Genomic DNA, 23928 nt, shown 5'->3' with positions numbered 1-23928 from the left:
CAGAGCATGAAGAAACAGCCCCGCCCCGATTTCATTGGCTTCGTCTTCTATCCCCGCTCGCCACGTTTTGTCTCCGTCAGCCACGCCAAGACATTGGCGTCCCACCTTCCCCCCTCCATCAAAAAAGTCGGCGTCATCGTCGATAGCACAGACGATGTTATCAGCCATATCACAGACAACGTGCCTCTGGATTATCTGCAATGCCATGGCTATGAAACAACAGAACGCATCGCCCATCTCAAACATACGTTCCCTCCTCGCGTGATAAAAGCCATACGCGTCCGCACGCCAGATGATATTAAAGCAAGCAAAGCGTTCGAAGGCATGGCCGATATGTTCCTGTTCGACGCCTATGGCGGCCCTCACGCCTTTGGTGGCACTGGCAAAACCATAGAATGGACGTGGCTGCGCGCGCTGAGGACAGCAACGCCTTGGTTTTTGTCTGGAGGACTCACCCCTCAGACCATCAAACGCGCCATCAACGAGAGCGGCGCAACCTATGTCGATGTCTCCTCTGGCGTCGAAAAAAGCGCTGGCGTCAAAGACCATCAGGCCATGCGCCAATTTATCCGTCATGCGCATGATGTAGATATTCTGACGTAAAAACGCCATAACGTATAACGTCATGCTATAACCCTCTCTTTCTTGTCTCTCGAACGGTATCCCGCCATGGCTCATCCAGCATATACGTCTCCCTATGACCAGCATTATCCCGACTCGCACGGACGTTTCGGCATGTTCGGTGGCCGCTATGTGTCAGAAACATTGATGCCTCTTATCTTGGCGTTGGAAAGAGTATGGCGGGAGACAAAACAAGATACGTCCTTTTGGCAGGAATTCGAGTCCTATGCCCATGACTATATCGGCAGGCCAAGCCCCCTGTACCGAGCCCAAGGACTCGAGCGTTATCTCAAAGACCATGGAGGGTTCAAAGGAATTCTCTACGCTAAGCGGGAAGACCTCAACCATACAGGCGCCCATAAAATCAATAATTGTCTGGGACAGGCTCTGCTCGCACGCCGCATGGGAAAACAACGTATCATTGCCGAAACAGGCGCCGGACAGCATGGTGTCGCCACCGCGACGATCTGCGCTCTCTTCGATGTGGAGTGCGTCATCTACATGGGTGAGACAGACATGCAACGCCAAGCGCCTAATGTGGAACGCATGCGTCGCCTTGGCGCCACCATCATCCCCGTGACCAGTGGGAGCGCGACCTTGAAAGACGCCCTCAACGAAGCGTTGCGCGATTGGGTGAAGAATGTCGAGACGACATTCTACATGATTGGCTCTGTGGCGGGACCGCACCCTTATCCTATGCTCGTGCGCGATTTTCAATCCGTTATCGGCAAAGAGACCATGACGCAACTCAAAGACAAAGGGCATGACCATCCCCATACCATCATCGCCTGTGTCGGCGGTGGCTCGAACGCCATCGGTATCTTTTATCCTTTTATCGATGATGAGAGAGTCACCATGATAGGCGTCGAAGCCGGGGGACAAAGCGACAAACAAGGACAGCACGCAGCCTCCATCACTATGGGCACAAAAGGCGTCCTCCATGGAAGTTACAGCTACCTCTTACAAAGTCCAGAAGGCCAAATCGACCCCGTCCATTCACTCTCAGCTGGCTTGGATTACCCTGGGGTGGGGCCTGAGCATGCCTTCCTCTTCGAACAAAAACGTATCCTCTACCGACGTGTGACGGACGCAGATGCCTTGCGCGCCTTCCACGTCACATGTCGATATGAAGGCATTATTCCCGCCCTCGAAAGCGCCCATGCTATTGCCTATTTTTTGCGCCATGCCCACACCCACAAGGCACACGACGTGGTTGTCATCAATATGAGCGGGCGAGGCGATAAAGACCTCCCCTCTCTCCGTGATATGGACGCCCACCCCATAGGGTGATGGACTCAACCAAAGGGACGCGCGTGACACCCATGCAACGTATCAAGACCATGTTCCATAGGCTCAAACAGGAAGGACGTCCCGCCTTAATCCCCTTTATCACGGCATTCGACCCTTCCCTCCATACCACAAGGACGTTGATGGATGTCCTCTGTGGCGGTGGCGCTGACATGCTCGAACTTGGCATGCCTTTTTCTGACCCAACAGCTGACGGGCCTATCATTGAACGCGCCCATCATCGGGCGCTGTCGTCGCCTACGACGATGGCATCTCTCTTTCAGATGATAGGGCAATGGCGCACACAGAACACAACAACGCCCCTTATTCTCATGGGATATGCCAATCCCGTCCTCGCCTGTGGCATGGAGTCATTCTTCGCACAAGCCGCACAGCATGGCGTGGATGGACTTATTCTCGTTGATGTGCCTCTAGAGGAATCGCCTCCTTTTGCGGCTCTTGCGCGCACACACCATATGGCCCTTATCCGCCTTATCGCCCCTAACACAGAACCAGAGAGGCTCGAGAGGCTTCTCAACGACGCCGACGGCTTTGTCTATCACGTGGCGCGCACCGGCGTGACAGGAACACAGCTCCATGACAAAGACGCGCTCACCACACGGCTTCGATGGGTCAAACAACGTTGTTCTCTCCCTCTCGTTGTGGGATTCGGTATCAAGACAGGCCATGATGTCGCCCATATCGCCCGCTATGCCGATGGCGTTGTCGTTGGCTCTGCCCTCGTGGACATCATCGCTCAAAACGTGGATGATGATGGTATGATGAAGAAACGCATACAAGACAAAATGTATGAATTGTCCCATGCCCTCAGCGCACAGACGCTATGAACTGGCTACGCAACCTTGTCAGGCCAAAAATTCGCGCCATCGCTGGACGCGACGTGCCAGAAAATCTGTGGGTACGATGCGACAAATGCACACAAATGATTTTTCACAGCGAATTGGTCGCCAATCTCCATGTGTGCCCCTATTGTCAGAACCATATGCGTATCGATGCCAAGCAACGTCTCGCCATGCTCTTCGATGACGGCCAATACACACCTATCGCCTTACCGAACATCACGCCAGACCCCCTACGTTTCCGTGATAGCAAGCGCTATAGCGACCGATTACGCACGGCAAAACAAAAAATGGGACGTGATGACGGCACGATCGTCGCCAGAGGCAATATCGAGGGCATTCTCAGCGTCGTCGCCGTCATGGATTTCTTCTTTATCGGCGGCTCTATGGGGATTGCCTGTGGCGAAGCCCTCCTCTGTGCTTCCCAAGAAGCCATACGTAGTCGCGCACCGCTCATCGCTGTCTGCGCATCAGGAGGGGCGCGCATGCAAGAAAGCACCCTCTCCCTCGTGCAAATGGCACGCACCGTCATTGCCGTGAAAGACGTGAAAGACGCAAGCCTCCCTTATATCACATTGCTCACAGACCCAACGACAGGCGGCGTCTCTGCCTCCTTCGCCATGTTGGGCGACATGATCATAGCCGAACCAGGGGCGTTGATAGGCTTCGCTGGCAGCCGTGTCATCGAAGAAACCATCAAAGAGAAACTCCCTGAGGGCTTTCAAAGAGCCGAATTCCTCTTAGACCATGGCATGCTCGATATGGTCGTCGCGCGTAAAGACCTCAAAGCCACCCTAGGAAAAACCCTCTCGATCCTTCTCCATAGACCCGTGTCCTCATAGGCGCACTATGTCTGTCTCACCTCGAAACACATAACGCCTGTTATGTCTTGACCCCTTCACCATGTGTCCCCGTCCCTCACACAACGCCCTCACACAATGCCATCTCATAACGTTTGTCGATAAGCACGATAATCCCCATATTCGGGACTTGCTGGCACAGATGCACGCCATGCATCCACGCCTCATTGACCTCAGTCTACAACGGATAACACGCCTCCTCAAAGCCTTAGGCAACCCACACCATACACTGGCACGCCCCATCCATATCGCAGGAACAAATGGAAAAGGCTCAACCTACGCCTTCCTCAAAGCCACCTTAGGAAAAAAATATCGCACCATCAACGGCTATACATCACCCCATCTCACACGATTCAACGAACGTATCATGCTCCACAATGATGTCGTCGACGATAAACGCCTAGGCACAGCATTGGAAGCGTGCATCGATGCCAACCACGGCCATCCCATGACCTTCTTTGAGATGACAACGGCAGCGGCCTTTCTGCTCTTCCATCGCTATCCAGCCGATGTCACATTGATAGAATGCGGTATGGGCGGGCGATTCGATGCAACCAATGTCCTTCACGCCCCCATCGCCACCATCATTACCCCTATCTCCCTCGACCATCAACGCTATCTCGGCACAACACTCAGCAAAATCGCACAGGAAAAAGCAGGCATTATGAAAAGAGGCGTCCCATGCATCATCGGCAAACAATATCCAAAAATACGACAACAGCTCGAACAATACGCCCAACAACACCAAGCACCTTCCTATGCATGGGGAACGGCATGGCATCACCAGTTAGACGACACAAGGCAAGACACGCCATGGCACTTTTATGGGAAACATCACTACCGCCTCCCACCCCCCTCCCTCAAAGGACGCCACCAATATGATAATGCCGCCCTCGCTGTCGCATGTATCGATGTCATCGAACACAACCCCCAAGAGACACGCTCTATGGTCAAAGGCATAGGCGATGCCACATGGCACGGGCGTTTGCACCATGTCCACCCCTCCAGTGCCCTCATGGACTCCCTACCAAAGACTCTCTCACTATGGCTCGATGGAGGACATAACCATGCCGCCGCCCGCGCCCTCCGTCAAAGCCTCCCCCAACTCAGTGGCGGCAAAAAGTGGGCGCTCATTTTTGGCATGCTACGGACAAAAGACCCGAAAGCCTTCATCAAAACCCTTCGCCCATATATTTCCGCCCTCTACACCGTCCCCGTCACGGGTGAAGGCACACAGGCGCGCGACGCCCAGAGCCTCAAAGACACCCTACGCCCCATCATCGGACAGGACATCCCTCTCCATGCATGCGCCTCCCTCAAAGACGCCCTCTCGACAGTTGGGAAGGATATAACACGCCACCATCGCCATAACGAGAACGACATGCCCGTCTCCCACGCCCTCATTTGTGGCTCCCTTTATCTTATCGGGGAAGCCCTCACCATAGACACAGAAGGCATGCGCACGACAACACCCCCGTCCCATAACGGGACACGCCCCGCCAGACCGAACAGCCTATAAACACAGCGCGCCCCACGTTCCATTGTCAGCCACCTCCCTCGTCGAGAGTCTCCTCTATCCATTTCTGTATCTCGGATTTTGGCAACGCCCCTATCTTTGTCGCTATGACCTTGCCATCTCGAAAAATGACAAGGGTGGGAAGGGCGCGGACGTTATATTTCTGTGGTGTTTGTGGATTGGTATCGATATCCACCTTGACAACCTTCAGCTGTTCCTTTTTCTCGGCTTCGATCTCCTCTAGAAAAGGCGCTATCTGCTTGCAAGGCCCGCACCATTGAGCCCAAAAATCCACAACAACCGGCTGTGATGATTGCACAACCTCCTTATCAAAGGCGCTATCGGTTACATTCGTTGGCATGCTCTCTCCTATCCTCTTATGATGTCATGTCCTATACCTTAGAGATAACATAAGGCATGTCGACACAGGGTCAAACACCGATTCTATGTCACCTGCCCATGCCATGCCATCAGTGAGGCATTCTTTGTCCACAGGAAAGAGCATTGTATCTCTTTTGTGGGATATATCAAGGCGATTTGTTGCGCGTAGCGCCCCATCTGTCGTTGGTAAGAGGGGGGAACAGCATCAGAGTCCTTTGGCGGGGCTCTATCTGTCTTATAGTCGATGATAAGAAGGTAGGTGTCCCTGTCGATGAGGCGGTCGATACGCCATAATTGTGGCGTCATGGGATGGCCAGCTTGTCCGCTGTCCCCCATAATAGGCACTTCACGACGGCATGGCTCTGCCAAGAGACGCCTTATATCCTCTTTCTGTAAGAGCATGCAAACCTCGTGCCATGCGTCATCCTTCTCGTCTTGGCTATAGGCGGCAAGGGCGGGATGGGTGATAAGCATGGCGCGCCATGTCGCCATAGGCTGAGACAACATAGAGGGTGAAAGATATTCGAGCATGGCATGGACGGCAAGTCCATGCCGTCTTGCCTTGTCATCAAGAAGAGGCGACGCCATGCCCATATGCCCGTCTTCTTCATACAAGGGGGATAGAGCGCGCGGCGTCGTGCGAGGCACACGTTGAGGACGCTGTGGCTGTAACGCCCATGAAGGAAGTGAAGGAAGGGTGGAAGCACTAGACTTGCCCGTTGCACGTGGCGTCATGCGTTGTTCTTTCGCCGACGATGACGACACAACGTTAGACTCTGCCTGATGCTTGGGGATATAGGTCAAACGTCTCGCAAAGTCGGCGTCCTCGTCCCCTGTTTCCACCTTATAAGACGTACCCTCCCCATATTTTGCACTGAGGGTATCGAACGCCTGTTCCACATGGTCATACCATGTCCGTGTCTCGGGCTTTTCATCCTTTTTCTTTGTCTTGGGCTTGTCATCCTTTTTCTTTCCTTTGCCCTCACAGCCTGCAATATAAAGGCGGTCTTTGGCGCGGGTAAGCGCAACATAGAGCAACCTATTTTCCTCTTGTTGCGCTTCCCTCAGCTTCTGCTCCCGCCTATCGTCCCATTGCGGGTCCCTATTCTCCTTCACGCCAGACCATATGGGGATACCGTCATACAGCTGCGGCGTGGCGTCTTTGACGGATTTTTCATGCTCCTTTTTACCGATAGCACTCTCAGCAAGAATGATGATGGGCGCTTCCAAACCCTTCGCCCCATGAATTGTTCGTATACTTAGCTTCTTCCCTCGAGCCTGAGGTTCTCGCTTTATCTCGACAACGCCTTGTTCTAGCCAATGGAGAAATCCTTGTAGGGAAGACGTATGACACCTATCATAGGTCTGAGCGCTATGAAGGAAGGCATGGAAAATATCCTCACATTCATCGCCCATACGCTCGAAAAACGCATGGCGCTTGTGCCACGCTACCAAGGCATGCGTCAAAAAGGCAAAGACAGAGTCATAATCGGCATGGGCCATCATATCCTGCAAAAAGGTATGGGCAGGCATGTACTTGCTCTCCTTGTCATTTTTCACAGCGGCGCAAAGGCACTGCCACAATGTGGCGCGCTCCTTGCCTGTGTCTTGTTTCCTCGAAAGCAAGGACGCAATATCCTCCTCACGCAATGCACAGAGGGGAGAGGTGAGGATGGTGGCAAGAGTCATATCATCCTCAGGCAGTAAGACAAAACGCATCAACGCCATCATGTCCATCACCGCTATATGTTCGGTCAGTCTGAGGCGGTCCAACCCCTCGATAGCAATGGACTTTTCCCTCAGGGCGCGGGCAAGGGCGGGGACAATCTTACTACGTTGCCTCACCAAAACCATGATGTCACCAGCATCAATGGGCTCTCCCTCCTCAATAGGCTTTCCTTTCTCCTCCTTTCTCTTACTATCAAGAGTCTCACCAGAGTCAATGAGCGCCTTAATCTTCGACGCGATCTGCTCGACAACACCAACAGACGTGTCTTGCTCGTCTGTCCTCACCCATGTGGCTGTCCAATCATGCTTCTGCGCTTTCTGCGCGTCCACACGAGGCCATAATTCGACCAATCCCCTACGTTCGCGCAAGTCTTGGGACGGGCGATGCTTCCTGATGGCCTCTTCTTCACCCAGAGAAAAAGAGTCGGTCGCTTGCACAAGGGTATCAACAAACGTCATGATGGCATGATTCGAGCGCCAACTCTCAGTCAACTCTGCGGGACGCCACGACTCTTTGCTAACCTTCTCAGCAAAATGCTCCCGCATCGATGAAAATTCCTTAGGCTGTGCGCCCTGAAAACTATAGATGGATTGCTTGAAGTCACCTACCGCAAAGATTGTCCCCTGTTCCTCCTTCTGTCCTTCACCAGCAAGGATTTCATCCGCCAAGAGGCGAATGACGCCCCATTGCTGAGGCGATGTGTCTTGCGCTTCATCCACAAGGATATGACGTATACCCCTATCCAACGTCTCCATCACCATGTTCATGCCATGATTGTCCTGAAGAAGGGCACGTGTCTTGCTCACCAAATCATCATAGTCGACGACTCGTTCCCTCTTTTTCAGCGCCTCATAGTGATAGAGCGCATGGCGGGCAACGCACGCCATATCCACCCCACGCCCGTAATAGCGCCGCCTCTCGTCTCGCCATGCGTCCATAAAATCTCGATAGGCTTTAAGGGATGGGTTAGCCTTGACATTACCCCCTACCCCTTTTTGTCGCCATTCATGGCCTGTCGTCAAGAAACAGAGGAGATAATCATGCCATAGCGCCAAGCCATAGCGCATGGCACATCGTCTGTCCTCCTCTTGCGCTTGCCACCAAAGACGCACGGGCTCAAGATGTCCAAGAGCGCCCATCACAGCTTTAGCATGGGATTTTTCTTGCTCAACAAATTGCCTGAGGGACATATCATCATCAAAGGCAACATCCTCTGGCTGTGTCCCATGCCGTGAGATGTGAGCAGTGGCCATGATACGCTCCATAGACACGCCGCCTAAAGCAAGGGAACGCATGCTTTTCGCCAGCATATGGTCTGACGGCATGGCATCGATGTCCGCCATACAGGCATGGAATGCCCGCCTTTGCAACGCTTGCTGACGCACATCCTCTATAATCTCAACGCCATCAAAGGAGAGGCCTGCCTCCAAAGGAAAACACCCTAAAACATCATGACAGAAACTATGGATGGTTTGCATGCGACAACGTTCCACAGTGCGCAAGGCATGCTCAAATAAATGATAGGGGACATCTTGTTTTTCCGCCCATTCCCCTGTCGCCCCTTGTAGACGACGCAACTCACTAAGCCACTCGTCTTGAGAATAACCAAGCCATGTCTCTAGGCGCTCGAAGAGGCGAGTCTTCATCTCGCTGGCGGCTGCCCTCGTGTAGGTGAGGCATAATATGTCGCCCATATCAACACCCTCGAGCATAAGACGCACCATCCTATTGACAAGGGCATGGGTCTTGCCACAGCCTGCATTGGCTGACACCCATGACGACATATTGGGTTGTGTGACGATATGGAGAGGCGGTTCGCGCTCTGTCGTCTTAGTCATCACTATCGGCCTCTCCCCATGTGCCAAAACGCGCCATATGGGCATAGGGGTCATAGGAGGATGGCGCGCCCCGCCAACCACCCCCTTTCTTATCAAACAAGGCATGATAAGGCTGTGTTTGTCCCTTATAGTGAGCAAGACATGCCTCTAAGGTCGGGCGCACTTCCTCGAGAAGCGTATCGAGCTCTTTCCCTTCCACCATGATACGACTCCCCCCTGCCTCTGGCACAACGCGCCTCTTCTTCCCTTTCAACGCCATATAACGCACATCAGCAACCGCCCTTTGCCCTATGCCGTCAAAGCCACCAGCGCGGGCGATGAGCGCTTCGAGAGTCAATTGCACGTCCCTCTGCTTGTGTATATCTTGCTTCAAAGGCGAAGAACCCGTCTTGTAATCCACCAATGTGAGCCCTCCATCCCCCTCATGTAGACTATCGGCTTTCGCCTCTATCCATGTATCGCCACATGCCAAACGTCCTCTTGCTTCTGCCGCCATAAAGGCAATCCCTTCCTCCTCCATGCGCAACGCTTCATCAGCAAACCAAAAGCCTATCTGTTCTATCCTGTTGCGCAATTGACATGCAAAATAAGGGTCATAGCCTTGAGACATCACGCGCTTTTCTCCCTCAGCGATGAAAAAACGCGCGCCTTCCTCCACACTGGAAAAAGGCATCTGCCGATAACGCTCCCAAAAAGAGGCGCAAAGGGCATGAATGATGTTACCTACCGCCCTATGGTCGCCTTTTTTGTTCAACGGGTTGAGGGGCTTGAGACCAAGAATATAGCGCGCATAGAATCGATAAGGATTGTCCCGCAACATCGTGATAGCACTGACAGATAACGACTCACAACGAAGGATAGCCTTAGGTGTCGGGCGAACGATGGCATGCGTCTTCTCCTCCCCGCCACAGACAACAGCACGGGCAACCCGCCTGATGTCATAGCCTTCTCCATCTGTCATCGCACGCCCTCCCCCATCCTCCTGACTCACCGCCAACGGACATGACGGCGGAAGAAAACCCCTGACACGCGTCAAAAAAGAAGACTCCACAGACGGCGTATCCCCCACACGCTTGGCACGAGTCATGATAACCTCGTCATAACCACAACTCTGTAAAAAATCATGGGCTGCCAACCCTTTACGTTGGTCGGCTGTGAGAAATCCCAATGCCGTCTCTTGCTTGGGACTGAGCCATATGCTGTGCCGATGCTTTGGCGGCCAATCCCCTTCATTCATACTGCCAATAATGACTCGTGAGACAGATTGCATACGCATCTCCCACGCCCCATAGAGAGAACCACAGACATGAAGACGAGGCACACGCAAGGCTGGCCCTGTCGCCACAATCTTTTCGAAAAGCCACCGATAGTCCTCGCCCTTGATAGTGGGAAAATGCTGAGCGTCGCTATAGAACGAACGCATAAAGGCAAGACTATGGGACGCAAACATATTGTCGCGCCCTTCATCCCATAATAATGAGCGATGACTGAGCGCTTCCGCACACGCCATATGCGCCCGCACAATGTCGCAACATGCCACCTCCCGCGCCGTCATGCACGCCATGAGAGGCTTGAGCGCCTTCCAACTATAGGCTATGACATCGCTAGCCGTGTTCTTTGCGTCTTCACGCCCTGAGGACTCGTCGATGATACGGCATAACATCGTCTCGTCCACATCATTGAGAATGGTGTCTCCTCGACGATAGGCCTTGTCAATGAAACGCGCCACAAGGCGAGTCTGAAAGCGCGTCTCCCTGTGCAACATATCCTCGCCCGCCTTCCCCGCCCGCACATGCGCCACAACATCGGCAAGGGGATGACGCAGCCACGCCAATAAAGACGCCATATGACGCTCCATCAAAAAATCTAACAGCAAACGCATAAAGACAATGCTTGGCGCATCACAAAAGGGACGCCCCGCTGAGTCATTCACCGCCATGTCCCACGCCTTGAGCTCGGCATGGACACGCATACGCAATGACGCATTGGATGTCACCAACGCCACACTCTGCTCCATAGAGACAGACTGACGTATCAATGTGGCAATGAGCGATGACTCTTCATCGTCATCTCGACATTCGAAGACATGAACGCCATAGAGAGGGGTCTTGCGCGCGTGTCTTTGCTGTCCTGCTGGTGTCTCGTGTGCCATCGTTTGGGAGGTGGAGGGCGGTGCGTTCAGGGGGGGACGGGGGTCAAAGCAACGTTCTAAATGCCACATGCGTTGCGCCTTTTGTCGCGCCACCATGTCTTGCGTCCCCTCATGCCATAAGGGAATATCGTCCTCGATAGCATCCAACGCATCCAACAAAGCCACCATCCCATATTGGGGATGTGCCTCATGCTTGTCCCTCAACAAGGCCTTACGCATGGAAAACGTCATATGCCTATCAAACGCGGGAAGAATGATACTGCCCCGTAAGCCTTTGCCAGCATGCGCCAGCACCGATTTCATAAAGGCGCGCACCTTAGGACGCGTCCCCGTGCTCCCCGCAATGATGATATGGGGATGGTCCTTGCCCTCCTTGTGAGCAAGAGACGCCAAAGACTCGCCATAGGCAACAAGCTTCGACTCCTTATGCACCGCCATATCGATATAACCATGCGTATCACAATAATGTTGCCAGCGACGGACACTCTCGCATAACACGTCCAACGACAAACGCCTATGGCGCGCTATGTCATCATGGCTCTGTATGAGCGCCTCTAAGGCGTTGAGCCCATCACCATACACATGAAGCCTATCGAAAAAACGCCCCACTTCCTGAGTCAACGCATAAAGCTGTCCAGCATCCAATGCCTCACCCGCCTTTTGCTCTCGCCACACATCAGCCACAAGAGACGCCATACGCATGGAACGCTCGAAAGGAGAGAGCATGCGTCTCCCACCAACGCCACCAATACCCTCCATATCGTCGATGGTGATGCCGTCCTCTTCGAGACTCTCATGGCCTTCACCCTCGAAAGCCGCCGCTTCATCACCAAGTGACGTCACATGAGGAAGCACAACAGCCTTTTTCCCGCCGCCTCCTTCACCCATGCCATGGCAATACCACCCCTCGTAGCATGCACGCACACCCCTCTTATGGGGAACAAAGACATGGAGCGACTCATGAGCGTCCCCCCCCCCATGAGCCTTATGAGCCTTATGAGCCTTAGGCGCTGTCCCGCCACGCGCAAAATAGCCAGAGAACAAACACTCAACAAAAGGCTGAGTCGCATCGATGGTGTAAATCGCCGACACCGACACGACGTCCGCCTAAGAGGCGCGTTCCGTAAGGCCATGCGCCATGATGATACACCCATGCTGTGCCACATGGGCATAGCCTTCCCCCGTCACGTGATACGTCGTCACAGCACCCCCTCCCGACCGATGAACACGAATCACACCCTCACGCAAAGGCGTGAAAAGAAGCCCATGCCCGGCCATCGCCACAAAATCACCTTGCGCACCCGCAATATCAACCCTGTCCACATCGCCATAAACAAAAGAACGTTGGGGTGTGCTGAGAGAACAATGATACGTCATGACGATGCCTTCTTTGCCAACTTTTCTGCTTGTGCTTGCGCATCCGCCATCGTGCCAACCATATAAAAAGCTGCCTCAGGCACGTCATCATAAACACCCTCCACCAATGCCTTAAAGCCAGCGATCGTATCCTCTAAATTGACAAAAACACCCTTCGTCCCTGTGAAGACTTCCGCCACATGGAAAGGCTGCGACAAGAAACGCTGTATTTTACGCGCCCTCGAAACGACTAATTTGTCTTCTTCCGATAATTCATCCATACCCAAAATGGCAATGATGTCTTGGAGGGATTTATAACGTTGCAACACTTCCTGTACATCACGCGCAACGTTGTAATGCTCCTCACCCACAATAGACGGGTCAAGAATACGCGACGTGGAGTCTAACGGGTCCACAGCGGGATAAATGCCTAACTCGGCTATCTGACGCGATAACACAGTCGTGGCATCCAAATGGGCAAAAGAAGTCGCTGGCGCAGGGTCCGTCAAATCATCGGCCGGAACATAGATCGCTTGAACCGACGTGATAGAACCCTTGTGGGTGGACGTGATACGCTCTTGCATCGCCCCCATCTCCGTGGACAATGTGGGTTGATACCCTACCGCCGACGGAATGCGCCCCAACAATGCCGATACCTCCGCACCCGCTTGCGTGAAACGAAAGATATTATCAATGAAAAATAACACATCCTGCCCCTCTTCATCACGAAAATACTCCGCCAACGTCAACCCCGTCAAACCAACCCGCGCACGCGCCCCCGGCGGCTCGTTCATCTGCCCATACACCAAGGCCGCCTTTGACTGCCCCTCAGGCTGTATCACCCCCGACTCCATCATCTCGTGATACAAATCGTTACCCTCACGAGTCCGCTCCCCAACGCCAGCAAACACCGAATAACCCCCATGCCCCTTCGCCACATTGTTGATGAGCTCCATAATAAGAACGGTCTTGCCAACGCCAGCACCCCCAAATAAGCCAATCTTCCCACCCTTCGAGTAAGGCGCAAGTAAATCCACCACCTTAATCCCCGTCACTAAAACCTCCGTCTCCGTCGCCTGGTCGATGAATTCAGGCGCAGGCTTGTGAATGGGCGACAGCGCCGTCGCCTTCACAGCGCCACGCTCGTCAATAGGCTCGCCTATGACATTGATAATACGCCCCAAAGTGCCCGGACCAACAGGAACAGAAATGGCGCGACCACTATCATGGACATCCATGCCACGACTGAGGCCCTCAGTGCTATCCATGGCAACCGTCCTCACGGTATTCTCACCAAGATGTCCCGCCACCTCTAAGACAAGACGCCTCTCTAAACCCTGCACCTCAAGCGCCTGATAAATAGGCGGTAACGCCCCTTCCTCGAAGGCAACATCAACGACCGCCCCCATCACTTGCGCTATGCGCCCTTTCCCCTTCTCCGCTTTATGTTCTACTTTATGTTTCGCTGTTTCCGCCATAACCTCTTCTCCTCTACGACAATAGCATAACCAATTTTAAAGGGCTTCTGCCCCTGATATAATCTCTATCAATTCCCGAGTAATCATAGCCTGACGCTTGCGATTATACTCTAACGTCAAACGGCTCATCATGTCCTCAGCATTCCTTGTGGCATTATCCATCGCCGTCATCCGCGCCCCATGCTCACTGGCGCTACTCTCTAGCAACGCCTGATAGAGAACCCAACGCAAACGATAAAACGCCATATCCTCAAACAACGCCTCGTCATCTGGCTCGAAACGATGGACGCCATCTCGCGCAATGTCAAGAGCGTTCGATGGCCGCGCCTCCGCATCACCACGCTCTCCCTCCATACCACCATAAGCCCCCATTGTCTCAGCCCCACCAAGAGGCATAAGAGGCATACATGTGATGATTTGCGTGATGGCGGTGCGAAAACGCGCATAGTACAGCGTCACCTTCCCCAATTGGCCCTCCGCCATAGAGGCGCGCACCATATCCTCTATGGCGCGCGCCTTGTCTTCATCCGTCATGACATTCTTTTCATCGATACGTATCAACGTGATGGCATGGCTTGAGCGGCGAGCAAACGGAAGAAGACCTTGATAGCCTTTCCGACCAACACACAGGACGTGATAGACCTCCCCTCTCTTGATGCCCTCAATCATATCCAGACGCACAGCACGCACAATCCCCGCATTAAAGCTGCCACACAAGCCACGCATCGACGTCATACAGATGATACGATGCGGGTGACGCAACGCCTCCTCCTTCTCCCCGCCCTCGCCCTCTGTCGCCATCGACAACAAGGGATGACAAAGGCCACGCTGACGATATTCCTCCGTGAGGCGACGCATGACATGATGGACTCCCCGCCCATGGGCACGCGCCTCCACCGCCGCGCTCTGGGCTCTACGCAAACGCGCCGCCGCAACCATTTTCATAGCCGATGTAATCTTACGAGTCGAACGCACAGACATAATGCGATGACGCAAAGCCTTAAGCTGCGACACGAGCCCCCTCCTTCTCGAAACGAGACGCCACCGACGTGATAACCTCTTGCAGGCGCTTTTCGATAGCGGGAGAGAGCTGCCCCGCCTGACGGATGTCGTCTAAGAGAGACTGCCCCGAACGACGTAGCTCCTCACGCAACGCCTGCTCAAAGGACGAAATATCCGCCAAAGGAATAGAGTCCAAATAGCCACGCACACCTGAGAAAATCACCGCCACTTGTTCCTCCACAGGAAGAGGCTCGTATTGCGGTTGCTTTAATAATTCCGTCAACCGCTGTCCTCGCGCCAGCAACTGCCTCGTCGATTCATCTAAATCGCTGGCAAACTGAGAAAATGCCTCCATCTCTCGATATTGCGCTAAATCGAGTTTGATACTTCCCGCCACCTGTTTCATAGCTTTCATTTGCGCCGCTGAACCAACACGACTGACAGAAATACCCACATTCACGGCTGGGCGCACCCCCTTGTAAAACAAATCCGTCTCTAGGAAAATTTGCCCATCAGTAATGGAAATGACATTGGTGGGAATATAGGCCGAGACATCCCCCGCTTGCGTCTCAATGACGGGAAGAGCCGTCAGAGAACCACCCCCCTCAGCATCACTCATCTTAGCCGCACGCTCCAAAAGACGCGAGTGAAGGTAAAAAACATCCCCCGGATAAGCCTCCCGACCCGGCGGACGGCGCAAGAGCAAAGACATCTGACGATAGGCAACGGCTTGGCGCGATAAATCATCATAAAAAATCACAGCATGCATGCCATTATCACGAAAATACTCACCCATCGCACAGCCACCATAAGGCGCTAAAAACTGCAAAGGCGCTGACTCAGACGCCGACGCCGACACAATGATGCTGTAGTCCAAAGCGCCATGCTCCTCTAACGCCTTGACAAGACGCGCCACCGTCGAACGCTTTTGCCCTATCCCCACGTAAATACAGAATAATTTGTCCTTATCGTCCTTTGCCGCATCGTTCATCTTCTTTTGATTGAGAATGGTGTCGATGATGACAGCCGTCTTGCCCGTCTGGCGGTCACCAATGATCAGCTCCCTCTGCCCTCGCCCAATGGGAATAAGGCTGTCGATCGCCTTGATTCCCGTCTGCATAGGCTCATGAACAGACTTCCTCGCAATAATCCCCGGCGCCTTACGTTCTACCCGCGACGTCTGTGTCGCCTTGAGAGCGCCCTTGCCATCAATAGGCTCGCCTAAAGCATTGACAACGCGACCCAATAATTCCTTACCCACAGGCACAGAGAGAATTGAGCCACTACGCTTGACAACATCACCCTCTTTAATCGCCTTATCCTCGCCAAAAATGACAACACCCACATTGTCATGCTCCAGATTGAGCGCCATGCCTTGCCTGCCCCCGTCGAATTCCACCATCTCCCCCGCCTCTACATTGTCCAAACCATAAACACGAGCAATCCCATCACCCACAGAAATGACATTGCCAATCTCGGAAATCTCACCCTCACTCTTAAAATTCTCTATATGACGCCCTAGTAAAGACGCTATCTCTGACGCTTGAATCTTCATACTGCCTCACCTTGCATACGCTGTTCTAATTGCCTTAACTGCGATGATAACGACCCATCAAAACGCACCGAGCCCACATCAACCACAATGCCCGATAATAACGAAGAGTCCTCGACCACCTCCATCGATATATCCCCCCCATAGCCCGCCTTCAATGCCCCCTCTATGTCCTTCCTCTGTGCCGCCGTCAAGCCCCATGCCGAACGCACACACACCCGCTGCGTGGCGCGCTCCTTGTTCATCACCATGCGCCACGCCTCCAAAATCTCAGGCAAAAAACCTAAACGCCCACGCAACGCTAACACATGCAAAAAACGCCTCATGACATCACAAACACCCAACCGCTCGCCCACAAAAACAACAACCGCCTTGCGCGCCGCCTCGTTCAATAAAGGATGTGATAACAAAGGACGCACGCCCCTCGTCTCTACCAACGCCTGCAATGAATCGCCGTCACGCACGACATCATCCAATACACCCTCCTTGCGCGCCACACCATACAACGCACGGGCATAACGCAACGGAAAGCGCTTCGATAAAACAGATGACGATGCCATGAACCAAATCCTAAAAACAATGTCGCCGCAAAAACGCACCCTCACTCAGACGCACGCCACGCCTCCCCATGCCTTACCATAAGAAAGACAGAGACGCAAGAAAATCACATGACGTTTATCGGCTTTTACGCGCCTTTATGGCGCTCTCGATAAACCCGTCCACTGCGCACTGGCGCGCACATGGTCAAGGCTCGATAGGTGATACCACACGCCGCCATAGGTCACGCCATAGAGACGTCCCTTGCGCCACGCCTCGTCATAGAGACGCCTCAAAGAAAAAGACACAAGCCCCTGAGTCTCGGCAAAAAGATGGGGTGAGAGCAATTGTATCCCGCTAAAGACATAGGAAAAAGGCTTGCTCCCTCGAAACAAACGCCCCCAGCCGCGCCATGACTCCTCCATATCAAAATCCCCCACCAACTCCTCATGCATGGGAACGGGTGTCGGGAGCACCATCATCGCAATATCCATGCGCTTCCCATCCCATCGCTCCACCAAACGCTGAAAAACATGGCTGTCGCCCTCCTCCCGCCACACAATGTCGCCATTGACAACAAAAAAAGGCTTGTCGCCTAAGAGAGGAAGCGCCTTTTTCACCCCCCCACCACTTTCCAATGACTCCTCCTCCACACTCACATGGAGGGACATAGAGGGACATGACGCCCCATAGGCATCAACACACGCACTGACCTGCTGTGCAAGATGACGCGCATTGACAACGCAACATTCTATGCCAAAACGACTCATATGGTCTAAGGCGCGCACAAGGCAACTCTTGCCCTGTATCTCAATCAAAGGCTTTGCAAGAGACGCCGTGAGGGGACGCAAACGCCGCCCTTCCCCCGCACATAAAATCATGCCCCGAGAAAACGCACCGCCCGTCACGTCCACTTAACCGTCACCTTCACCCACAAGCTCCTTGTGAAAAAGACGCTTGTCTCGAGGAAGATAACGCTCGAACCATTCCTTAATGGACGCCACACTGGCATGCTCTAACGAGTCCTCCAACAACGCCATCACCCTCGGCATATAGTGCTGATACCCCTCCTTCTTGTCGCGCATGGCAAGGCGCATGAAAATCCCCGCTATTTTGCAAAGACGCTGACTATTGAACAGAGCGCAATGATGTAAAAACGTCTCCCTCTCTCCCTCAGGAAGAGACGCCATATAACGCTCCATCATGGCATGACGCATAGCGCTGTCCTGTGGCACACGCACATCATACAAGAGAGAAACAACGTCATACGCCACACTCCCACGCACCGCATCTTGAAAGTCCAATAAACCACAACAGCGCGGCGGAAGCTCATCAGCAAGGAACATGATGTTATCCGCATGAAAATCCCGCAATGTCACCACCCACGCCCCCGTCTCTTCCAACCCCCGCACCACAGGGTCTAACAGCATGCGCCACCTGTCTAAAAAATTTTGCTTGTCCTTCTCACGCAATGTCACGCCACAGGCTGACACATACCAATCCACAAAAAGGCGATGTTCTCTCTGTAAAGCCTCCATATCATAGGGAGGCAAAAATAACGCCTGCTTATCCCCCTTCGAACGGCTGTGCAATGTCGCCAAAACATCTATGGCACATTCATAGAGCATCCTCTTGCGCCCCGCCCGCCCGCCACGCAAAAGCATGCCATAGACGTTTTTCTCGCCAAAATCCTCGATAAGCGCAAGGTGACGGGAAAAATCATACACATAGACATGAGGCGTGCGCAAACCAACAGAACGCAAATAATGGCCAGCGCGAAAAAATGTCCCCACATCCTCAGGAGGAGGCGCATGGACAAGAAGCACCAACGGAAGAGAAGACACATCATCTCTAGACTCTCCCCCGCCCCCGACCCCACCACGCACCCGCCAATAACGCCGCCCTGACGCATCCCCCGCCAAACGCTCGAGAGTCGGACTCGCCCATCCCTGCTGGCAGACAAAATCAACAAACGCCTTTTGAACCATCGTCCTCTCGCATTTTCTCCTCTATGGCGCCCAAGCGACCAACCCAATCATCACCAAACGCTGTCATCACAATATGTCTATCACAATCGCCATCAGCAAAGGATAATGTTATCTCTAAACGCTCTTCACCCGCAAAGAGTTCCTTCCCATGCTCAAACCACTCGATGAGACATATGCCCCCTTGACGACATTCCTCGAGCCCCAACGCCTCTAACGCACGCACCGACTCCACACGATAGAGATCCACATGCCACAAGGACAGCATACCCATATCATAGCATTGCATGAGCGCATAGCTCGGACTAGGAACAGCATCGAGGACAACGCCATAATGCGCCGCCAAGCGCAAGAGCATAGAACGCACAAAATACGTCTTGCCCACCCCTAAAACGCCATAGAGGCCAACAACATCACCTTGACGCAAGAACAACGACAACACATGCGCTAAGCGGGCGCATGCCTCTTGTCCCCTCTTCGACCATCTGTGTGTTCGCGTATGTATGACCTGTCCTCCATCGAACGCCATGACGTCATGCGCCCTCAAACCATGCGCTATGTTGCGGATATTTTACACTTGCATTCTACCCCATCCTACCATAGAAAGAAGGCATAGGAAAATATGTGCGCTATGGCCTCACCTCCCCGCGATTATCAACCCGTTTGGCGTTTTTTGTCGACACTCTATGCTCTTGTGCGTGAGCCCATGCGTATCTTTGTCTTTGCGCTCCTGACAGCCCTTGCCATTCGCTCTTTTTTGTTCGAGCCTTTCACCATTCCCTCGACCTCGATGGTGCCGTCCTTGCTTGTAGGCGACTATATCTTCGTCTCGAAGTATGCCTATGGCTATTCCCGCTATTCCTTACCCTTCAGTCCGCCTCTCTTCAGTGGCCGTATCGGGCAGGACGCGACGCCAGAAAGAGGCGATGTGATCGTCTTTCGCAATCCTAAACAACAAGATAAAGACTACGTCAAAAGGCTCATCGGTCTGCCCGGCGACTTCGTGCAAATGAAAAAGGGATTACTCTATATTAACGATCAGCCCATACAACGACACTATATAGGAGAAGTCCATGGGAGCGACTATGTCGGCCTGCACTATGATGTCTATCACCATTATGAAGAAACCATGCCTAACGCCGTGTCCTATAAAACGTTGGAACGCAACAACCGCTCGGCCTTCGATGATACAGCGCGTATCAAAGTGCCTGAAGACCATTATTTCTTTATGGGCGATAACCGCGACGACTCCAGCGATAGTCGCGACATCGTCCATGTGGGATTCGTCCATAAGAAATACTTGATAGGACGCCTCGACATGGTCTTTTTCTCACGTATCCCCCGAACGCAAGAAGAACCCTTCAACCTATGGCGGTGGCTCACAGCCTATCGACAGGAACGCTTCTTCATGTCGCCACGCTAACACATCACGCAACAAAGCACAGGACAGACTGACAACATATGCGCCTATTGTCTCTTTTTAGAACAAGACGCCATGCCAAAAGCGCATGGGAAGAGTGGCTCGACTATCAATTCACCCATAAAAAATGGCATGACGCCTCATGGAACAGGGAACATCCTGAATTTCAGAGGCTGGAATTCGTAGGCGACCGTATCCTCAACATGATTATCTCCATGTTCCTCTATGACTCCTTTCCCCGCGACAAAGAGGGTGAGCTGTCGCGACGCTGCGCCTATCTGGCATCATCATCCTGCCTCAATAAGATAGGAACGCGCCACCATATCACGCCTATCCTCTTTAGCGCCAATCAGAACACGCCCAATATCGAAAAAATTAAGCCTGAACGCCTCGTCGCCGACGCCATCGAAGCCGCCATCGGCGCCGTCTATCTGGACGGAGGCATGGCGCACGCAAAACGACTCGTCTGGCGATTATGGAAAGACGATATTCTCAACCAACCCGATACCGCCCCCAAAGACGCAAAAACAGCCCTCCAAGAATGGACCATGAAACAAGACGGACTCCATCTCCCGCTCTATAACGTGGTGAGAAAAACCCAAAACACCAACGGACTGATGTCCTTCACCGTCAATGTGCGCGTCGGCTCGCTACGCGCCAAAGGGCAAGGGTATAATGTGCGCCAAGCAGAAAAAGATGCCGCCTTCAATCTCATCTCGACCCATATCAAGGATATTGTCGAAGACGTCAAACAAAACTGAGACTCTATCATACACATCCATTCGTGTCCCATCGTCCCCCACCCCAGACCCAACAAAAAAGTCTCATGGTCGGTATTGTCGGACTCACCAACGCCGGCAAGTCAACCCTCGTCAATGCCCTCATAGGCGACTATGTCTCCATCGCCACGCCAAAGCCACAGACAACAAGAGAGTCCTTGCGCGCCATCCTCCATCATGGGAAGAGCCAAATCATCCTCACCGATAGTCCTGGCTTCTTCGACAGCAAAACACCGCGCCAACATGCGATGCTTAAAACAGCAAGACGCGTCATTCACACAAGCGAAGCGCTCCTCCTCCTCATCGATTGTCTACGCCTTCCGCCCATCCATCTTCTCCATCAGCTGCGCCAACAAGACATCCCCACTGACAAAAAAATGGTCGTCCTCAATAAAATTGACCGCATCGATAAAAAAAAATTGCTCCCCCTTGCGCAAAAAATACACACAAACGCCCCAGACATATCGCTCTGGATGGTATCGGCGCGCACAAACAGCGGACTAGAAAAACTCACGCGCCATATGGACAGCATCGCCCTCACACAGCCATGGCCCTACCCACCAGACACACAGAGCGACCAAACACTCCAACAACGCGCATGCGAACTCACCCGTGAACAGCTCATGCGTCACTTAGCCCATGAAATTCCCTACGCCATCGACGTCTATACCGATATGTGGCATGACGACAAAAAAGGCTATACCATACGCCAACGTATCGTCTTAGGGAAGGAAAGCCATAAAGCCATCGTTCTCGGCAAAGGCGGCGCATGTATCAAAGCCATCGGTATGCGCGCCCGCTCAGCCCTCACCCAACAGCTCAAGCGTGATGTCCAGCTCTTCCTGCGCGTCTGCGTCCACAAGAATAAGAATGCGCCTCACACACCCCACCATACGCCCACCTATGGTGAGACCCCATGAAAACATGGCATGACCACGCCCTCCTGCTCGATGTGAAACGCCACAGCGAATCGGCATGCATCGCCTCTGTCTTGTCGAAGCACCATGGCCTCTATACGGGATTCGTCCATGGCGGACGTAGTAAAAAACGCATGAGCACATGGCAAGCAGGCACGCTCCTGACTCTCACATGGCGCGCCCGTCTCGACTCCCATATGGGCTTCTTCACCCACACACCAGAATATGGCGCGCCTACACCCCCCCAGCTGACGCTCTATAACCACCCGCAAGCACTCGCATGTTTCGCCAGCGCCTTGACCTTTGCGCGTCAACACGCCCAACCGCGACAGAAAGAAAGCGCCCTCTATCATAGTTTGTGCGCCTTGCGCCGCCAACTCCACGCCTCACATCCTTCACAGAACGACAGCATGCGAGTCGCCCAACGATACGCATGTTGGGAATATGATTTCCTCGCCATGATGGGTTATGGGCTGGATTTAAGGGATTGCGCCTCTGGCACGCCATGCCATGCGCGCGACCTTATCTATGTCTCTCCTAAAAGCGGCCATGCCGTCAGCGCCGACAAAGGAAGAGCATGGGCAAGAAAACTCTTGCCTCTCCCGCCCTTCCTATGCCACTATGCGCACCATAGGACATTGTCGCCACAGCCATCACGCCAAGACATCTTTGATGCCCTCAATATGAGCGGGTATTTCTTGGAAAAACATCTCTGTCATCGCCATCCCCTGCCATACCAACGCCGCCTTATCCTGTTCGACATTGCACGATGCCCCCAACCAAAAAGCGCCTCGCCATCCTCTACTCGGGACAACCAAGAGATCTCAGAGCATGCGCACAAAATCACATAGAGTGCCTCCATAAACCAAATCCCCAATGGCATAAGGATGTCTTTGCCCATATCTGGTATGACCCCGACTCTGACCTGTCCAATGATGCTGTCCATAATGCGTATCTCCAGCCATGCGATAGAGATATAGAACCCTTTATCCGCACCACATGGAAACCCAAAGCCTTCACCACAGAAAAACCTAAGACTTTTTCCCTGCCCAACGTCTCTGACGCCTTCCACGAGAAATATCGTATCCCTGTCGTCATGTCCCTCTTCACTTCATTACAACAAGCCAATCGCCTAAAAAAAGACTATGAAAAAAAGTGCGGGATGCCTTATGACTGCGTCCTACGCCTCAGAACCGATAGTTATTTTCTCAAACCCCTTATCCTTGACGAGTATGACGCCACAGGTCACCATGTCTATGGCATCGACTATCCCTTCACCATACGCTATCATTTTAAGGGGCTACGCTACTGCAAACGCCGCATGCTCTATCGAAAGACCTACCGCACGATGTCTTACCCCGTCATTAGCGATAATTTCGCCTTCGGCAGCTCAAAAGCCATGGATGTCTTTGCCATGACAAGCGAGAGGCTTCCCCATGACATTCCCTTCTACCAAGAAAGGGATGTCACCCATGGTGAGATCTGGCCCGTTACAGAATTCGTTCTCAGCACGACTCTCCACAGGCATGGTATCCCCATCATCGCCACACAACTCCCCGTTGTCCTCTACCGCTGGTATCAAAAATACCATAAGCAGAACGCCCTACAACGACGTGTGGCGTCCATAAAACGCCGACTCTCTCTTGCTCCTTGAAGCG

Annotated in this window: 21 protein-coding genes; 10 read left to right on the top strand and 11 right to left on the bottom strand. The window is 53.1% G+C overall.

What is annotated here, in order from left to right; all coding sequences use genetic code 11:
- Positions 1 to 6: 6 nt before the first annotated feature.
- From GDA54_02370 to GDA54_02350, 5 genes are all read left to right on the top strand, one after another.
- On the top strand, positions 7 to 603 hold the full coding sequence (locus GDA54_02370) for a phosphoribosylanthranilate isomerase (GenBank protein MBC6497153.1): 597 nt from the start codon (positions 7 to 9) through the stop codon (positions 601 to 603).
- A gap of 66 nt (positions 604 to 669) precedes the next feature.
- Positions 670 to 1911: a tryptophan synthase subunit beta gene (trpB, locus tag GDA54_02365; GenBank protein MBC6497152.1), complete on the top strand. Its 1242-nt coding sequence runs from the start codon at positions 670 to 672 to the stop codon at positions 1909 to 1911.
- Entirely contained in the window at positions 1911 to 2756 is an 846-nt protein-coding gene (locus GDA54_02360) for a tryptophan synthase subunit alpha (protein MBC6497151.1), read from the top strand. Before trpB ends, GDA54_02360 begins: the two co-directional genes overlap by 1 nt.
- Complete coding sequence (locus tag GDA54_02355; protein ID MBC6497150.1) at positions 2753 to 3610, top strand: acetyl-CoA carboxylase carboxyltransferase subunit beta; 858 nt, start codon at positions 2753 to 2755, stop codon at positions 3608 to 3610. The genes GDA54_02360 and GDA54_02355 overlap by 4 nt, the downstream gene beginning before the upstream one ends.
- Positions 3611 to 3671: 61 nt before the next feature.
- On the top strand, positions 3672 to 5147 hold the full coding sequence (locus GDA54_02350; protein MBC6497149.1) for a bifunctional folylpolyglutamate synthase/dihydrofolate synthase: 1476 nt from the start codon (positions 3672 to 3674) through the stop codon (positions 5145 to 5147).
- Between the two features lie 25 nt (positions 5148 to 5172).
- Here the strand turns inward: GDA54_02350 and trxA are convergent, their stop codons facing one another.
- From trxA to tsaE, 11 genes are all read right to left on the bottom strand, one after another.
- Positions 5173 to 5505 carry a thioredoxin gene (gene trxA / locus GDA54_02345; protein ID MBC6497148.1) on the bottom strand — a complete coding sequence of 111 codons (333 nt, stop codon included), beginning with the start codon at positions 5503 to 5505 and terminating at the stop codon, positions 5173 to 5175.
- Positions 5506 to 5588: 83 nt separating this feature from the next.
- The gene (locus GDA54_02340; GenBank protein MBC6497147.1) at positions 5589 to 9092 is read right to left on the bottom strand and encodes a UvrD-helicase domain-containing protein; all 3504 of its coding nucleotides are present in this window, start codon (positions 9090 to 9092) and stop codon (positions 5589 to 5591) included.
- Positions 9085 to 12336 (bottom strand): PD-(D/E)XK nuclease family protein, encoded by a 3252-nt coding sequence (locus tag GDA54_02335; protein ID MBC6497146.1) that lies wholly within the window; start codon positions 12334 to 12336, stop codon positions 9085 to 9087. The genes GDA54_02340 and GDA54_02335 overlap by 8 nt, the downstream gene beginning before the upstream one ends.
- Positions 12337 to 12351: 15 nt before the next feature.
- On the bottom strand, positions 12352 to 12621 hold the full coding sequence (gene atpC, locus GDA54_02330) for a F0F1 ATP synthase subunit epsilon (GenBank protein ID MBC6497145.1): 270 nt from the start codon (positions 12619 to 12621) through the stop codon (positions 12352 to 12354).
- A complete protein-coding gene (gene atpD / locus GDA54_02325) occupies positions 12618 to 14078 on the bottom strand; it encodes a F0F1 ATP synthase subunit beta (protein MBC6497144.1) in 1461 nt (486 codons plus the stop codon). The genes atpC and atpD overlap by 4 nt, the downstream gene beginning before the upstream one ends.
- Positions 14079 to 14114: 36 nt before the next feature.
- Positions 14115 to 15092, bottom strand: a complete 978-nt coding sequence (gene atpG, locus GDA54_02320) for an ATP synthase F1 subunit gamma (protein MBC6497143.1) — start codon at positions 15090 to 15092, stop codon at positions 14115 to 14117.
- Positions 15079 to 16635: a F0F1 ATP synthase subunit alpha gene (locus GDA54_02315; protein MBC6497142.1), complete on the bottom strand. Its 1557-nt coding sequence runs from the start codon at positions 16633 to 16635 to the stop codon at positions 15079 to 15081. Before GDA54_02315 ends, atpG begins: the two co-directional genes overlap by 14 nt.
- Positions 16632 to 17192: an ATP synthase F1 subunit delta gene (gene atpH, locus GDA54_02310; protein ID MBC6497141.1), complete on the bottom strand. Its 561-nt coding sequence runs from the start codon at positions 17190 to 17192 to the stop codon at positions 16632 to 16634. The genes GDA54_02315 and atpH overlap by 4 nt, the downstream gene beginning before the upstream one ends.
- Positions 17193 to 17327: 135 nt before the next feature.
- The gene (locus GDA54_02305; protein MBC6497140.1) at positions 17328 to 18083 is read right to left on the bottom strand and encodes a nucleotidyltransferase family protein; all 756 of its coding nucleotides are present in this window, start codon (positions 18081 to 18083) and stop codon (positions 17328 to 17330) included.
- The gene (locus tag GDA54_02300) at positions 18084 to 19157 is read right to left on the bottom strand and encodes a phosphotransferase (protein MBC6497139.1); all 1074 of its coding nucleotides are present in this window, start codon (positions 19155 to 19157) and stop codon (positions 18084 to 18086) included.
- Complete coding sequence (gene tsaE / locus GDA54_02295) at positions 19135 to 19683, bottom strand: tRNA (adenosine(37)-N6)-threonylcarbamoyltransferase complex ATPase subunit type 1 TsaE (GenBank protein ID MBC6497138.1); 549 nt, start codon at positions 19681 to 19683, stop codon at positions 19135 to 19137. Before tsaE ends, GDA54_02300 begins: the two co-directional genes overlap by 23 nt.
- A gap of 102 nt (positions 19684 to 19785) precedes the next feature.
- On the opposite strand from tsaE, the gene lepB reads away from it, so the two are divergent.
- Genes lepB through GDA54_02270 form a run of 5 tightly spaced genes read left to right on the top strand, consistent with a single transcriptional unit; the run spans position 19786 to position 23924 of the window.
- Entirely contained in the window at positions 19786 to 20577 is a 792-nt protein-coding gene (gene lepB / locus GDA54_02290; protein MBC6497137.1) for a signal peptidase I, read from the top strand.
- Between the two features lie 38 nt (positions 20578 to 20615).
- Complete coding sequence (locus tag GDA54_02285; GenBank protein ID MBC6497136.1) at positions 20616 to 21335, top strand: hypothetical protein; 720 nt, start codon at positions 20616 to 20618, stop codon at positions 21333 to 21335.
- Positions 21336 to 21358: 23 nt separating this feature from the next.
- Positions 21359 to 22273, top strand: coding sequence for a GTPase Era (era, locus tag GDA54_02280; protein ID MBC6497135.1), 915 nt, complete (start codon positions 21359 to 21361; stop codon positions 22271 to 22273).
- Complete coding sequence (locus tag GDA54_02275; protein ID MBC6497134.1) at positions 22270 to 23121, top strand: recombination protein O N-terminal domain-containing protein; 852 nt, start codon at positions 22270 to 22272, stop codon at positions 23119 to 23121. Before era ends, GDA54_02275 begins: the two co-directional genes overlap by 4 nt.
- Complete coding sequence (locus tag GDA54_02270) at positions 23040 to 23924, top strand: hypothetical protein (protein ID MBC6497133.1); 885 nt, start codon at positions 23040 to 23042, stop codon at positions 23922 to 23924. Before GDA54_02275 ends, GDA54_02270 begins: the two co-directional genes overlap by 82 nt.
- The last annotated feature ends 4 nt before the right edge of the window (positions 23925 to 23928 follow it).

The sequence above is a fragment of the Alphaproteobacteria bacterium GM7ARS4 genome (assembly GCA_014332745.1).
In the GTDB taxonomy this organism is placed as follows: domain Bacteria; phylum Pseudomonadota; class Alphaproteobacteria; order GM7ARS4; family GM7ARS4; genus GM7ARS4.
This window is presented reverse-complemented; position numbering and strand designations above follow the sequence as displayed.